At 40.5% G+C, this 14269-nt stretch carries 18 protein-coding genes; 5 read left to right on the top strand and 13 right to left on the bottom strand.

Annotated elements, in window-relative coordinates; all coding sequences use genetic code 11:
• Nucleotides 1–13 precede the first annotated feature (13 nt).
• From CYK47_RS08565 to ubiG, 9 genes are all read right to left on the bottom strand, one after another.
• Entirely contained in the window at nucleotides 14–967 is a 954-nt protein-coding gene (locus tag CYK47_RS08565; protein ID WP_122900798.1) for an aliphatic sulfonate ABC transporter substrate-binding protein, read from the bottom strand.
• A gap of 328 nt (nucleotides 968–1295) precedes the next feature.
• On the bottom strand, nucleotides 1296–2648 hold the full coding sequence (gene argA / locus CYK47_RS08560) for an amino-acid N-acetyltransferase (protein WP_122900796.1): 1353 nt from the start codon (nucleotides 2646–2648) through the stop codon (nucleotides 1296–1298).
• Between the two features lie 109 nt (nucleotides 2649–2757).
• Nucleotides 2758–3150: an RcnB family protein gene (locus CYK47_RS08555; RefSeq protein ID WP_122900794.1), complete on the bottom strand. Its 393-nt coding sequence runs from the start codon at nucleotides 3148–3150 to the stop codon at nucleotides 2758–2760.
• 195 nt (nucleotides 3151–3345) lie between these two features.
• Nucleotides 3346–3720 carry an RcnB family protein gene (locus CYK47_RS08550; RefSeq protein WP_122900792.1) on the bottom strand — a complete coding sequence of 125 codons (375 nt, stop codon included), beginning with the start codon at nucleotides 3718–3720 and terminating at the stop codon, nucleotides 3346–3348.
• Between the two features lie 200 nt (nucleotides 3721–3920).
• Nucleotides 3921–4076, bottom strand: a complete 156-nt coding sequence (locus tag CYK47_RS15465) for a hypothetical protein (protein WP_164709170.1) — start codon at nucleotides 4074–4076, stop codon at nucleotides 3921–3923.
• A gap of 145 nt (nucleotides 4077–4221) precedes the next feature.
• A complete protein-coding gene (locus CYK47_RS08545; RefSeq protein ID WP_122900790.1) occupies nucleotides 4222–4641 on the bottom strand; it encodes a hypothetical protein in 420 nt (139 codons plus the stop codon).
• 90 nt (nucleotides 4642–4731) lie between these two features.
• Nucleotides 4732–5478 carry a YciK family oxidoreductase gene (locus tag CYK47_RS08540; protein ID WP_122900788.1) on the bottom strand — a complete coding sequence of 249 codons (747 nt, stop codon included), beginning with the start codon at nucleotides 5476–5478 and terminating at the stop codon, nucleotides 4732–4734.
• Nucleotides 5479–5515: 37 nt separating this feature from the next.
• Nucleotides 5516–6196 carry an HAD family hydrolase gene (locus CYK47_RS08535; protein WP_122900786.1) on the bottom strand — a complete coding sequence of 227 codons (681 nt, stop codon included), beginning with the start codon at nucleotides 6194–6196 and terminating at the stop codon, nucleotides 5516–5518.
• Complete coding sequence (ubiG, locus tag CYK47_RS08530) at nucleotides 6197–6910, bottom strand: bifunctional 2-polyprenyl-6-hydroxyphenol methylase/3-demethylubiquinol 3-O-methyltransferase UbiG (RefSeq protein WP_122900784.1); 714 nt, start codon at nucleotides 6908–6910, stop codon at nucleotides 6197–6199.
• Nucleotides 6911–7081: 171 nt separating this feature from the next.
• Here ubiG and CYK47_RS08525 point away from each other — a divergent pair, with 171 nt between their 5' ends.
• On the top strand, nucleotides 7082–7699 hold the full coding sequence (locus tag CYK47_RS08525) for a thiol:disulfide interchange protein DsbA/DsbL (protein WP_122900782.1): 618 nt from the start codon (nucleotides 7082–7084) through the stop codon (nucleotides 7697–7699).
• A gap of 23 nt (nucleotides 7700–7722) precedes the next feature.
• Here CYK47_RS08525 and CYK47_RS08520 read toward each other — a convergent pair whose 3' ends face one another.
• Complete coding sequence (locus tag CYK47_RS08520; RefSeq protein WP_122900780.1) at nucleotides 7723–8370, bottom strand: TetR family transcriptional regulator; 648 nt, start codon at nucleotides 8368–8370, stop codon at nucleotides 7723–7725.
• Between the two features lie 125 nt (nucleotides 8371–8495).
• On the opposite strand from CYK47_RS08520, the gene rph reads away from it, so the two are divergent.
• Together rph and CYK47_RS08510 are read left to right on the top strand one after the other, a co-directional pair.
• On the top strand, nucleotides 8496–9212 hold the full coding sequence (gene rph, locus CYK47_RS08515; RefSeq protein ID WP_122900836.1) for a ribonuclease PH: 717 nt from the start codon (nucleotides 8496–8498) through the stop codon (nucleotides 9210–9212).
• Between the two features lie 120 nt (nucleotides 9213–9332).
• Entirely contained in the window at nucleotides 9333–9521 is a 189-nt protein-coding gene (locus CYK47_RS08510; RefSeq protein ID WP_164709169.1) for a hypothetical protein, read from the top strand.
• A gap of 40 nt (nucleotides 9522–9561) precedes the next feature.
• On the opposite strand, the gene nadC is transcribed toward CYK47_RS08510, so the two are convergent.
• Nucleotides 9562–10407 carry a carboxylating nicotinate-nucleotide diphosphorylase gene (nadC, locus tag CYK47_RS08505; RefSeq protein ID WP_122900776.1) on the bottom strand — a complete coding sequence of 282 codons (846 nt, stop codon included), beginning with the start codon at nucleotides 10405–10407 and terminating at the stop codon, nucleotides 9562–9564.
• Nucleotides 10408–10579: 172 nt separating this feature from the next.
• Between nadC and ampD the strand changes: the two genes are divergently transcribed.
• Nucleotides 10580–11152, top strand: coding sequence for a 1,6-anhydro-N-acetylmuramyl-L-alanine amidase AmpD (gene ampD / locus CYK47_RS08500; protein WP_122900774.1), 573 nt, complete (start codon nucleotides 10580–10582; stop codon nucleotides 11150–11152).
• Nucleotides 11153–11239: 87 nt separating this feature from the next.
• Entirely contained in the window at nucleotides 11240–12781 is a 1542-nt protein-coding gene (gene murJ, locus CYK47_RS08495) for a murein biosynthesis integral membrane protein MurJ (RefSeq protein ID WP_122900772.1), read from the top strand.
• Between the two features lie 29 nt (nucleotides 12782–12810).
• Here the strand turns inward: murJ and CYK47_RS08490 are convergent, their stop codons facing one another.
• Nucleotides 12811–13500 carry an FKBP-type peptidyl-prolyl cis-trans isomerase gene (locus CYK47_RS08490; RefSeq protein ID WP_122900770.1) on the bottom strand — a complete coding sequence of 230 codons (690 nt, stop codon included), beginning with the start codon at nucleotides 13498–13500 and terminating at the stop codon, nucleotides 12811–12813.
• Between the two features lie 60 nt (nucleotides 13501–13560).
• Entirely contained in the window at nucleotides 13561–14265 is a 705-nt protein-coding gene (gene bamJ / locus CYK47_RS08485; protein WP_122900768.1) for a BamJ family beta-barrel-assembly machinery protein, read from the bottom strand.
• Between the last annotated feature and the right edge of the window lie 4 nt (nucleotides 14266–14269).

Here is a 14269-nt window from a genome sequence, read left to right as displayed (position 1 = left end):
CTTGTCCTAATTTTTATTGACCTTGATTTAAAATCGCGGCTTGAATATTCAGTTTATTGGGAATGAGTTTTTGCTGATAAAACGCATCTGCCACGTATTGCTGTTCTTTTGCCACCTGTATTGAGATTGGCGTTACCCCAAAGCCCATACGTGAAATAGATTTATTCAGTACCTCAAATTCTAAACCTGTTGGTTTTTCTAATAATTTAGCGGCATCTGCTTGATGCTCTTTGACCCATTGCGTGGTGGTATTTAAGGTGGTCACCACGGTTTTTAAAACTTCAGGATTTTCTTCGGCAAATTTACGATCAGCTAAATAGAACTGATGATTGCTGACTAAGTTCTCACCCGTAACTAAAGTACGTGCGCCAATTTGCTCTTCGGCTGCAGCCAAGAACGGATCCCAAATCACCCAAGCATCCACTGAACCACGTTCAAATGCGGCACGCGCATCTGAAGGTGGTAAATACACCACTTCGATGTCTTGTAGCGTTAAGTTGTTTTTCTCTAAAAGTTTAAGGAGCAAGTAATGCACGTTAGAACCTTTGTTTAACGCAATACGTTTGCCTTTTAAATCTTGTACGCTTTGAATTTTAGAATCTTTTTGTACCACTAAAGCTTCACCAAGTGGCGATGCCGGTTGATTGGCAATATAGACAAGATTGGAATTAGCCGCTTGAGCAAAAATAGGGGGGGCTTCACCCGCTTCACCAAATACTACGCTGCCCACATTTAAACCTTCGAGTAATTGCGGGCCAGCAGGAAATTCAACCCATTTCACTGTTACGCCTTGCGCTTTTAAAGCATCTTCTAATGAGCCTTGCGCTTTCACAATCGGCAAGACGCCATATTTTTGAAAGCCAATATTTAAAGTCACATCTTCTTGTTTAGCACCACAAGCAGTTAACATCATGGCTGTTGCTACAGCTGAACAAAGAACTAAGCTTTTTGCAATACGGCGTGACATTACATGCTCCTGAATCTAGACAATGAACTGAGGTACAGCACATAAGCTAAACAAAACTACTTTTCGAAAAAAATAACTATTCAGGAATTCAACATGAAGAAAAAAGATAAATAAAAAACTGCAAAACTTATGCAAAAAAGTGCTTTATTTAAAAACATAGAGTTTATTTTTATGATTTTATCTTTATGAAAAATATAATAAAAAATTAATTATGCAGATTATTTGCTAAGCATATCGTGTACAGCAATAAATCAGTAACGCCACTTTGTAGATTTTTTAAGATATCCATATCTTAAATTTAGCTATAGCAAAATAAAAAAAGCCACCTTTACAGTGACTTTTTACACACGATTGAATTACGTTGATAGTTATATAAGGCTTGACGTGCATTCGGTAAATCATCCACGCTGGCATTTTCAAAACCATGTTCTAAGAACCAATGCGCAGTACGCGTGGTGAGAATAAACAGTTGTTGAATGCCCATACTACGTGCTTTTTGTTCTAAATATTCCAAAATTTGGCTACCGCGGTTGGATTTACGATAACTTGGATGTACCGCAACGCAGGCAATTTCCGCTGATGCAATTTCGCCATCTTGGCTTGGAATCGGATATAAAGCTGCACAGGCTAAAATCGTACCATCACGTTCAATCACGGCAAATTGGTCAATTTCGGTTTCTAAGCGTTCACGCGAACGATAGACCAAAATCCCTTGTTGCTCTAATGGACGTAATAAGCTGATTAAGCCGCCCACATCTTGAATATTGGCGGTACGCACCTCTTCGTAATGCGCATCGGTCAGCATGGTACCCGAACCATCACGGGTAAATAATTCTTCAACTAAAGCGCCATCATAGGCATAAGAAATAAGATGCACACGATGCACACCTTGTGTAGAAGCAGTTTTGGCACCATGTAAATGTAAAGCTAATTCTGGCTGGGTTTCTTGATATTGCTCAATATATTGATCGAGCTGCGCCGTATTAATTTCACGCTGTAACTGACCAGCTAGGTTAATTAAACCGTGTTGCTTGCCTAAGAAAATCAGTTTGTCAGCTTTTAAATGAATCGCAGTTTTGGTCGCCACTTCTTCAGCAAGCAAGTTAAATACTTCGCCTGTGGTGGAGTAGCCTGTTGGACCAAGTAGCACAATATTGTGATTATCTAAATGGCGTTGAATGGCATCGTTGTCGATACTACGCACTTCGCCTGTAAGCTGAAAATCAATACCATCATGAATACCATACGGTTTAGCAGTGACAAAATTACCCGACACCACATCAATCCGTGCGCCATACATGGGTGAGTTCGCCAATCCCATCGACAGTAAAGCTTCGATTTGCAATCGAATTGAGCCCACCGCACCCATCACAGCAGTCAAAGATTCACGTGTGGTAATGCGGCGCTGCTTATAAAAAGGTGTTTGGATTTTTGCTAAATTTAACTGATGATTAATTTGCGGTCGTGCGCCGTGCACCAAAATTAGGCGAATACCCAAAGAATGTAATAGCGCAATATCATGAATAATATGCTGAAAATTATCATGTTGTACTGCTTCGCCATCAAACATCAACACAAAGGTTTTGCCACGGTGCGCGTTAATATACGGCGCCGAATGACGAAACCAATGCACATATTGCAATGTGGTACTTGGTGTTGGATCGGATGCTGGGTTCGACATAATAAGCTCAGAAAAATCGCAATAGATTATTTTAATTCATTCAAACAACAAAAAACACCTGAGTAAGGGGCTCAGGTGTTTAGGTCAGGCTTGAGAGATGAAATCAAGCTTAAATGACGCGTAAAATGCGATTATTCTTTTCGTTTACTAATAAATAGTCACCATTTACTTTGTACCATTGTTGATTTTTACCCGCTTTGGCTAAACCACGCGCATCGCGGGAATTGACTTCAAAACGCTTTGAATCATAAGCACGCGGTAAGGTTTGACCCACGCGGAAATTACTTTGATTGAAATGACGTTTGTCGTTAAAACGGCGATCATCTTGGTATTTGCCATGAGCAGGAGCATGTTTAAATTGCGGACCATGTTTAACGACATGCGCAGGGGCTGGGCCTGCTTTACGTTGATCGTAACGATGCTCACCTGGTCCCGCCATTGCTGCTGAAGTTGCCATTAAAGCGCCTAATGATAGAGCAACTGTTGTTAGAAGTTTTTTCATTGCTTTCACCTAAAATCTGTGGGGTTATATTCCGATAAGTTCAATTTAGGCTAAAAAACTAGATAAACCATGTGGGAAATTTAGGTGAAATGTGAAATATATGGAGAAAAAAAGAAGAACTGTAACAGCGCAATAAAATGCACATAAAAAAAGCCTAAATAATATATTTAGGCTCGTAAGATGAAAGCGAAAAGCTTACTGGATTTTGACAATACTATTGGTTTCTGAATTCAGTAGAATGTAGTTATTATTAATTTTATACCACTGTTGATTGCGTGCAGGCTTTGGTAAGTTATTGTCTTTATACTCAACTTTATAACCATCACTACGGTAATGTTGCGGCATAACATAACCCGTTTGCCATTTCATATGTTGCAGACGTTTCATGCCACGTTGTTCGCGTGAGTGATGTTCAGGTTCATAGATATCACGTTTATCACGCTTTTTTTGCAGATGTGGCTGAACCGCTTCAGCATCAGATTGAGGCTCAAATTGAGGAGCGGCAGTCAGCGCAGTGCTTGCCATCAATGCACTGAAAGAAATGGCTATAGTTGCCAATATCTTTTTCATGTTTTGAACCCTCATTTAAAAATCTTTTTCAATACGGTTTACTCTACGCAAAAAATGCAGAGAAACTGTGAAGAATACAGATGAGTTATTTAAATAACATAGAGAAACTAAGAATATTATGCGGTAAAAGCTGTTGTTTTAGTAGTCAATTTTAAATGTGAGCAAAAACAGCCAAATTATTTTGGCTGTTTATACGGGTTTTAGTTCCATTGTTGGCTTAAACCTTGAAGGCAGTTGATGGCTTCAGCAATACTTTCAGCTAGTGTGTTGTCATCAAGTGCAGAAATTAAGCTGCTTGATAATTGTAAATTTTCAATTGTACGAATCGTTTCAGTTTTACGTTGTAGATCAGCCATGTTGTGCCCCAAAATCTATTTATGTTTCAATACAAAACAGCATAAACGTGCGGTATTAATTTGAAAAAACGAATATTTAACTTAAACTGATTTGTAAAAAAGATTATTGGCGGCTAAAAAAAGACCGCGAACGGTCTTTTTTAAATTAGTAAGCGTAATTTAAGTCAGTATATTCAGTCAGTGATTTTTGAATATGTGAATTAATAAACTCAGACACATCTGCTGCAGTCATAGGCTGACCTTGCTTGGTAATGACATGCTCAATTTCAGGCTGACCATCAATTTTAATAATATAAGTGAAGTTTTTGGCAACCTTATAGGCATCATCTTGTTTCACAATATGAGTGATGTATTTATAGATATGCTCAAAGTTAAGGTCTGTATGTGAAAATATAAACTGATCAAACAGCTTCATATTTTGACCATTTTCTAAAGCTTGTAATTCATCGACAATGCTGGCTTCAAACTTCATGCCATATTTTTCTGAAATAGGCTGGTCATCAATTAAAAGCGACACCATACCGTCATCTAGGGAAGTGACTGTAATATTGCTAAAGTCAGACATATCGATCTCAACGTGTAAATTTAGCCTTTTAGTATGGTGTAAATTGTCTGAAATACAATGCACAAGCTTTAGATTAGGTGAAATTTTCACTTAGTCCTGCGCATCAATACTTGCGCCATTTAAATGCAAACTGTCTTCACCCATTAAATATAAATACGCTGGCATGATCGATTCAGGCGTTGGTAGGGTTTTTGGATCTTCCTCTGGATAGGCTTTAGCACGCATCGCGGTACGGGTCGCCCCTGGATTGATACAGTTAAAACGCACGTTTGGATAGGTATTTTCTTTGGCAAACAGTTGGTTGACTGCTTCAATGGCAATTTTAGACACTGAATAAGCACCCCAACGTTCGCGTGCTTCACGACCCACTCCCGAGCTGGCAAACACCACAGAGGCATTATTAGAACGTTGTAACAGTGGCAACAGTTCTTGGGTAAGTAAAAATGGCGCACGTAAATTAACAGCCATCACATCATCCCAAGCTTCGATGGGATAATTCGCCAGTTCAGTGCGTTCACCCAAAATACCAGCATTGTGCAAAATGCCATCTAAGCGGCCAAACTGTTGTTCGAGGGTGTCATAAAGTAATTCGTAATCGCGTGGCGAAGCGCTAGAAAGTTGTAAGGGTAAAATCGCAGGTTGCGGTGCGCCTAAGCTTTCAATTTCATCATAAATGACTTCGAGCTTATTGAGGGTGCGACCATGTAATACCACTGTTGCGCCATGCAAAGCATAACTTAACGCTGCGGCACGTCCAATGCCATCACCTGCACCCGTAATTAAAATAATACGGTCTTTGAGTAAATCTGGACGCGGCTGATACTCTGAATATTTCATGGCAACACCTCCAAGCTATTTTATTATCAATCTATTATTAAGTATGCGCTGTTAATACCAATTGGCGGATTTGTTGCTGTAATTCAGCAACTGTGTTCACTATACAGTCTGCTTGCCAAGCTGTTAAGTCATCTTTGTGCGCCAATGGTAAATAGCCATAAGCAGCTAAAATGGTGTACATCTTGGCAGCGCGTCCTGCATCAATATCACGCGGATGATCACCCACATAGATGCAATCTTCAGGCGCAATCGCAATCTGCTTGGCTGCTAAATACATGGGTTCTGGATCAGGTTTGGTGTGAGTCACATCTTCAGGACACACCAAAACACTGCAACGCTGAGTTAAGTTTAAAGCTTCAAGCAAAGCCTCACTTAACCAACGTGGTTTATTGGTCACAATGCCCCAAGGAATATTAGCAGCTTCAAGTTCAGCTAAGAGCGGATACATACCTTCAAATAGGTCAGTATCTACAGCAATATCAGCGCCATAAATGTCTAAAAAACGCTGACGATGCGCCAAAAAAACTTCATCAGTCACGTCAAGCTCTGGATAAACCAACTTGACCATCGCGCGTGCGCCTTCTGAAACTTGAGTGCGAATTAAATCGCCAGCGACAACCTTGCAGCCTTTTTCACGGCACATATTTTGAATAATACGGATAAAGTCGGCTGCGGTATCAATTAAAGTACCGTCTAAATCAAATAAAACCGCTTTCATTTAGGCTTCTTCTTTTACTGTATAAACCATGTAGTTCACATCTACATTCGGTGCTAACCAGTAGTTTTTAGTTAGTGGGTTATAATGTAAACCTGTCATATCTTTAAGTTTTAAATTAGCAGCACGAATGTCACGCGCCAGCTCAGACGGTTTAATAAATTTGCTGTAATCATGTGTGCCTTTAGCGAGCATACGCAAAATATATTCAGCCCCAATAATGGCAAAAAGATAAGATTTTGGATTACGGTTAATGGTTGAGAAAAACACATGACCGCCTGGCTTAACCAATTTTTGGCAAGCCAAAATAATTGAAGCTGGGTCTGGAACATGCTCAAGCATTTCCATACACGTCACCACATCGTATTGACCTGCTTGTTCTTCGGCCAGTTGTTCTACTGGCACTTGGCGATACTCAATGTTGGTCACATTTTCTTGTTCGGCATGTAAACGCGCTACATTTAGCGGTGCTTCACCCATATCAATGCCTAATACATCTGCACCACGACGAGCCATGCTTTCGGCCAAAATGCCGCCACCACAGCCAACATCTAGCACTTTTTTGCCGCTTAAACCGCCTGAGTGTTCTTCAATCCAATTCAGACGTAATGGATTGATCATATGCAGCGGGCGGAACTCAGAATGCTGATCCCACCATATAGCTGCGAATGCTTCAAATTTAGCAATTTCTTGCGGGTCAACATTCAATTGCGACATAGGTGCCACCTCAATTTAAGTCTTTATAATTTAAACAATCTAGTGTAACGACTATTTGGAAAAAAGCGATAAAAGCGCTAAAAAACTTCACACAATCAAAACTAAATTTGCATAATTGTTTGCTAGTATTTGCATAAACTCAGCACAATGATTTCGAGGATAAATAACTCAATGAAAAAATTTATTTTAGGCAGTATTGCTACAGCGATGTTTGCCATTTCAGGCAGTGCCATGGCTGCTAATTTTGTCGCGGGGAAAGACTACACTGTGGTGCCAAATCCAGGCGTAGTAGATGTTAAAGGTAAAATTGAAGTTCGTGAATTTTTTTGGTATGGCTGTGGTCACTGCTTTACTTTAGAACCACACATGCAAGCATGGTTACGTAAATTACCAAAAGATGTGAATTTTGTGCGTACCCCTGCAGCAATGAACCCAGTTTGGGAACAAAATGCGCGTGGCTATTACGTGGCAGAAGCACTACAAATTCGTCGTAAGATTCACTTGCCATTGTTCCATGCGATTCATGACAAAGGTCAGCAGATTTTTGATCAAAAATCGCAAGCACAATTCTTTGTGAAATATGGTGTACCTGAAGCGAAATTTAATAGCTTATATAACTCATTCCCAATTACTGCCAAAGTGAGTAAAGCTAATCAACTGGCTAAACATTACCAACTCACAGGTGTTCCAGCAGTTGTGGTGAATGGTAAATACATTGTCCAAGGTGATGATGGTAAAGTGGTGCAAGTGGTGAATTATTTAATTGAAAAAGAACGTAAAGCGAAATAAGACTACACACTCAAAGAGCTGCCTTAAGGCAGCTCTTTTAATGGAAATTGGCAAATACTGTGATAGATTAATTCCAGTTGAATTAAGGCTTTTTGTTGTAGACGTTGTTGTTGCTGTATACGCTGCTCGACATCTAAATCATGTTGTAGATCCAACCACTCCAATGCCCAACAAAAACAAAAATGCCCAAACATTTCAGAAAACATGAGCATATCTTGTAGATTTTGAATATGCTGAAAGTCTGGGATCTTAGACATGGTATTGGCCATATCTTCAACTAGATGATCAAACTCACGTTTAATCGCCTGACGAATACGTGGTGAACCACTACTACGTTCGTGAATAAAAAAACCCCAAAAATCAGGCTTTTCCGCAATAGATGCAAACAAATAGTCTAAACGCGCGTTATGATCTCGTGGATCAACCAAAGCAATCCTACAAATTTGGGCAAAGGTATTTTTGAGGTATAATCCTAAGTGGTCAATCAGCTCTAAAGCCAGCTCATCCATATTCGCAAAATGGCGGTAAAAGGTGGCTGGGGCAAGATTTACCTCAGCGGTAACTTCTCTTAAGCTCATACTGCTAAAATTGCGACCTTGTTGGCTTAAGCTTAGAACTGCATTAATTAAAGCCTGATGCGTTTGTTGCTTTTGTTCATCACGTATGGGCATCAATCTAACTCTAAAAAATTTATGCTTAGTTTAGCAAAAAAGTGAAAATATTTTGCATCACAAACCCGTAGTTTTAATCTGCTATACTTAGGCGCTAAATTTTTATCATTAGGACAGCTTTTATGATGCGTATCGACCAACGAGCAGCAGATCAATTACGTGACGTTAAAATTACCCGTAACTACACACGTTATGCGGAAGGTTCAGTATTGGTTGAATTTGGTCATACAAAAGTCCTGTGTACTGCCAGCATTGATAATTCAGTACCGCGTTTCTTAAAAGGGCAGGGTCAAGGTTGGGTAACGGCTGAATATGGTATGTTGCCACGTTCAACGCATACGCGTAGTGACCGTGAAGCAGCGCGTGGCAAACAAAGTGGTCGTACTCAAGAAATTCAACGTTTAATTGGTCGTAGCTTACGTGCTATGGTGGATTTGAAAAAATTAGGCGAACACACCATCACGATTGACTGTGATGTGATTCAAGCAGATGGCGGTACACGTACTGCGTCAATTACAGGTGCAGCAGTGGCTTTAATTGATGCGATGAATGTCTTGCTTGAGAAAAAACGTATTAAACAAGATCCGTTAAAAGGTTTGGTTGCAGCGATTTCTGTAGGTATTTATCAAGATGAAGTATTACTTGATTTATGCTACGAAGAAGATTCAAATTGCCAAACTGATTTAAACGTGGTGATGACGCAAGCGGGTGAGTTTATTGAAATTCAAGGGACTGCAGAAGAAAAACCATTTACGCGTGCACAATCTAATGCCATGTTAGAAATGGCTGAAAAAGGCATTCAAGAATTAGTGAAAAAACAACAAGAGGCGCTAGGCTGGTAAGCTTTTTAAGCCTTGTGTCATAATGAAAAAACGCATCTTCGGATGCGTTTTTACATTTTGCCTATAAAGCTATGAGATTTTTTGTTTTAATTTAAAGCAATAACAACAATGGAGCAAAATGTGAAAACAATTTTAATTGCTTTTATGGTCATGGCATTGGCATTTAGTATGATCGCCTGTATGGACCGTGGTGAGGAGCGCGACGAAGAGCAAGTCAGTATGCAAAATGATGGTCAAGATCATGACCGTGATGATGATGACGAACGTCGTGATGGTGATCGAGAAGAGCGAGATCGTGATGATGATTAAAATAGGGTGCTTAAAAGCACCCTATTGATTGTGTTCTAGGTTAAGCATTAAAACGCATGGATAGATCAATGGCTTTGACATCTTTGGTAAGTACGCCCATTGAAATATAATCTACGCCTGTACTCGCAACTTCACGTAAATTTTCAATGGTAATGTTACCTGAAGCTTCTAGCTTACAACGACCTGCTACGTGTTTTACCGCATCAATCATTTGTTGTTGGTTAAAGTTATCTAGCATCACAATATCTGCCTGAGCGGCTAAGGCTTGATTCAGTTCATCCCAAGTTTCAACTTCAACTTCAACCATTTTACCCGGTGCAATGCTGTGTGCTTGAGCAATTGCTTGAGCAATACCACCTGCTGCCATAATATGATTTTCTTTAATTAAAAAGGCATCAAATAAACCTAAACGATGGTTTTGACCTCCACCAATCGACACAGCGTATTTTTGAGCAATACGTAAACCTGGCAAAGTTTTACGAGTATCAAGCAGTTTGGTGTGTAAGCCATCAAGTTGTTTGACATAGTGTGCAGTTTTAGTCGCCACTGCCGATAAGGTTTGTACAAAGTTTAAAGCAGGACGCTCTACGGTGAGTAAACTACGTGCAGAACCAGCTAATTTTAGGAAAGCTTCATTGGCCTGTACCCATTCACCTTCTTGTTTTAGCCATGTCACTTGTACAGTAGCATCATACGCTTGAATTAAAGCATCTACCCAAGGGCGACCAGCAAGAATCATGTCTTCACGGCTAATAATCGTGGCTGTAGCTTGTTCAGCTTCAGGCGTTAGAAGCGCAGTAATATCGCCATCACCAATATCTTCTTGTAAGGCTTGCTGAATGTTGACCTGAATCGCTTGTTGTAACAAAGATTGAGAGATGCTCATGCGAAGTTCCGTATCTTATAACGTCTATCAAAAATTGCGGCTTATATTAGCACTCTTCACTGAAAATGAATGATTTTTTGTACAATTTCTTTGCCATGTTTGAGATTTAAGCCAGAAAGTTTTAGCATGAGCACAGATTTTCTTTTCTTGATTTGGCTTTAAAGGACTTTATATGTCACAAGCTGTCAGTTTTGCTGTGCAACATGGTCAGCTCGTAGGCGCGCGGCAAATTCCTTCACCGAATTATAATCAACGCCCTGAAGGCACTGAAATTCAGTTATTGGTGATTCATAATATTAGCTTGCCGCCATCACAATTTGGTGGGGGGTATATTGAACAATTCTTCCAAAACAAATTAGATTGGTCAGTGCATCCATATTTTCAAACCATTGAAGGTATGCAGGTTTCAGCGCATTTATTGATTTTACGTACAGGTGAAGTACTACAATTTGTTAATTTTAATGATCGTGCATGGCATGCAGGGCGTTCTAGTTATTTAGCCAAAGCAGAATGTAATGATTATTCAATTGGCATTGAGCTTGAAGGCTGTGACGATCAAGCCTTTACTGAGGCGCAATATCAGATCTTAGCTCAAGTCACACAGGCAATTCGTGCAGCTTATCCAAAAATTGGCCCGCATATCGCAGGACATTCAGATATTGCACCGCGACGTAAAACCGATCCGGGGCCATATTTTGAGTGGCAGACCTTTCGTGCCTTACTGGCTGAGCAATCAATCAATTAATCAGGCCGTCATGACTGATTTTAATCATGCACCTTGGGCATGAGTTTCTTTACAATAGCTGTTCAATTTTATCACTAGGTGGTTCCGATGGCGCTGTGGCGATCGACCTTTATTGTTAGTGCAATGACCATGTTGTCGCGGGTGATGGGTTTAGTCCGTGATGTGGTGTTGCTGAGTGTATTTGGTGCGGGCAAAGATTTTGATACCTTTGTCATTGCTTTTCGAATTCCTAACTTTTTTCGGCGTTTGTTTGCCGAAGGGGCATTTTCACAGGCCTTTATTCCGGTTTTGACCGAATATAAAACCACGCGCACCCATGCTGAAGTACAGATTCTTATTAGCCGTGTCTTCGGTTGTTTGGCATCGGTGATGACCTTGCTGACCATATTTGCTATGGTGGCTGCACCTGCGATTATGTATGTTTATGCACCGGGTTTTCATGATGATCCTGCTAAATTTGCTTTAGCGACGGATATGTTCCGCCTCACCATTCCTTATTTACTGTTTATGTCTTTAACTGCTTTTGCCAGCAGTATTTTAAATAGTTATGGTTCTTTTACCACGCCTGCATTTGCACCTGTATTGCTTAATCTGTCTATGATTGCAGGGGCACTTTGGCTGACTCCATATATGGCAACCCCAATTATGGCATTGGGCTGGGCAGTAATTGTGGCGGGCTTTTTGCAGCTTGCGCTACAAATTCCAGAGCTATGGCGTAAAAAACTACTGATTCCACCCAAAGTTGACTTTAAACACGAAGGTGTGGAGCGCATTCTAAAATTGATGCTGCCTGCATTGTTTGGGGTGTCTGTTACTCAGATTAACCTATTACTCAATTCGATTTGGGCATCGTTTATGCAAGATGGCTCGGTATCTTGGTTATATAGTGCTGAGCGTATGACCGAGTTACCTTTAGGGCTTATTGGGGTTGCAATTGGTACGGTGATTTTACCGGCATTATCAGCGCGTCATGCCGAACAAGACCAAACTAAATATCGCAAGATGATGGATTGGGCAGCCAAAATTATTGTACTTGCCGGTGTGCCTGCCAGTATTGCGCTGTTTATGTTATCAACACCAATTATTCAGACGCTGTTCCAACGTGGTCAATTCACGCTACAAGATACTCAAATGACGGCACTTGCGCTGCAATGTATGAGCGCAGGCGTATTGTCATTTATGCTGATTAAAGTCTTTGCACCGGGTTTTTATGCGCAGCAAGATACCAAAACTCCAGTACGGGTAGGCTTAATTACCGTAGCGACCAATGCGGTATTAAACGTGGTGTTTATTGGCTTATTTAAATTGATGGGCTGGCAAGAAGAACATATGGCCTTGGCGTTGGCATCGTCAGGTTCGGCTTTAGTTAACGCGGGTTTATTGTATTTCTTCTTACATAAACGCGATATTTTCCGTTTTGGTGCACATTGGAAAAAGCTCATTATGCAGTTTGCCATCGCTAATATTGCGATGATTGTAGCCCTTGCTTATGCCTTAACTTGGTATAACGGTGATGTATCCGAGTGGATGCGTGTGCTTCAAGTTGTGATTTTATGTGCTGTAGGTGCTGTAGCCTATGGCGCAGGTTTATTGGTGAGTGGTGTCCGTCCACGCCATTTACGCCCATAATAAAAAAGACCGCGCTAGGCGGTCTTTTTTTAATCCAAGATTTCAAGTAATTCAATATCAAAGATTAAAGTACTATTTGGAGCAATGGCATCGCCTGAGCCAATGTCGTCATAGGCCAGTTTTGCAGGAATAAAGAAACGATATTTGCTGCCCACTGGCATGAGTTGTACGCCTTCTGTCCAACCTGCAATCACTTGGGATAGCTTAAATTCAGCCGGTTGTTGGCGGGCAATCGAACTATCAAAAACCGTATTATCGAGTAAACGGCCTTCATAATGGACACGTACTGTCGAAGAGGCTTTGGGTTGTTTGCCTTTCGCATTTTTAAGAACTTGGTACTGTAAGCCTGACTTAGTGACTTTTACATTAGCGGCTTTGGCATTTTGCGCAAGGAATTTTTGCCCTGCTTGTAAGTTTGCGGCAGCTTGTTGTTGAAATTCGACTAAAGCGCGGCTTTCTGTTTGCTGACGGTATTGACTTAAAGCTGTGCCCATTTCTGCTGTACTTAAGCTTGGATTTTTGCCTGCAATTGCTGCCTTAAAACCTTGTAAGAACGCGTCAATATCAAGGTCTTTAAACACATCACTATTATTACTGGCCATGTTATAGCCCAAGCTATAACCGACTTGTTGTTCTAAACTACTTTTTTGATTAATCTCGTTGGCAAAACTTGGTGCCGAAATCAGAGTTGCCATTAACAGCAATATGCTTTTTTTCATGATTTTATCTCTCAATAAATTAAGGAGAGCGCTAGGCTCTCCTTAAGATGCTGGATTGAATTATTTCACTTCAATCAGTTCAACATCAAAAATTAAGGTACTGTTTGGCGGGATCATGCCTGATGCACCTTGTTCGCCATAACCTAAATTGCTTGGAATATATAAAGTGGCTTTTGAGCCTTCTTTCATGAGTTGTAAACCTTCAGTCCAGCCTGCAATCACTTGATTGAGCGGGAATTCAATTGGCTCACCACGTTCAACCGAACTATCAAATACTGTACCATCTACCAATTTACCAGTGTAATGTACTTTTACAACAGAATTAGCGGTAGGTGATTTACCTGTACCTTCTTGGGTAATTTTGTACTGTAAACCTGAAGCAGTGGTTTTAACGCCTGGTTTGCTTTTGTTTTCAGTTAAAAATGCATCGCTTGAAGCTTTCGCTTCGCTTGAAGCAGCAGTTTGCTGTTCTTGCATGTCTTTTTGGAATTGCTCATAGGCTTGTTGTAATTGTTGTTCTGTATATGCCGGTTGAGTACGGGCATGACCATCACGAATACCTGCAACAAAGCTATTTACATCTAACTCAGGTGGAGTTTGATGGGCAACTTCATAACCTAAAGCATAGCTAATTTTAGCAATCGGTTTAGCATTTGGATCGGCTTTAGCGCTTAAAGTCGCTGGATTTTGTGATGCATAGTAAACAGGTACTAGAGCAGCACCGCCTAAAAGCACTGCAACAGCGATGGGTAAGGCTTTACTCATAAGT

The sequence above is a fragment of the Acinetobacter sp. B51(2017) genome (assembly GCF_003711395.1).
Classification (GTDB): domain Bacteria; phylum Pseudomonadota; class Gammaproteobacteria; order Pseudomonadales; family Moraxellaceae; genus Acinetobacter.
This window is presented reverse-complemented; position numbering and strand designations above follow the sequence as displayed.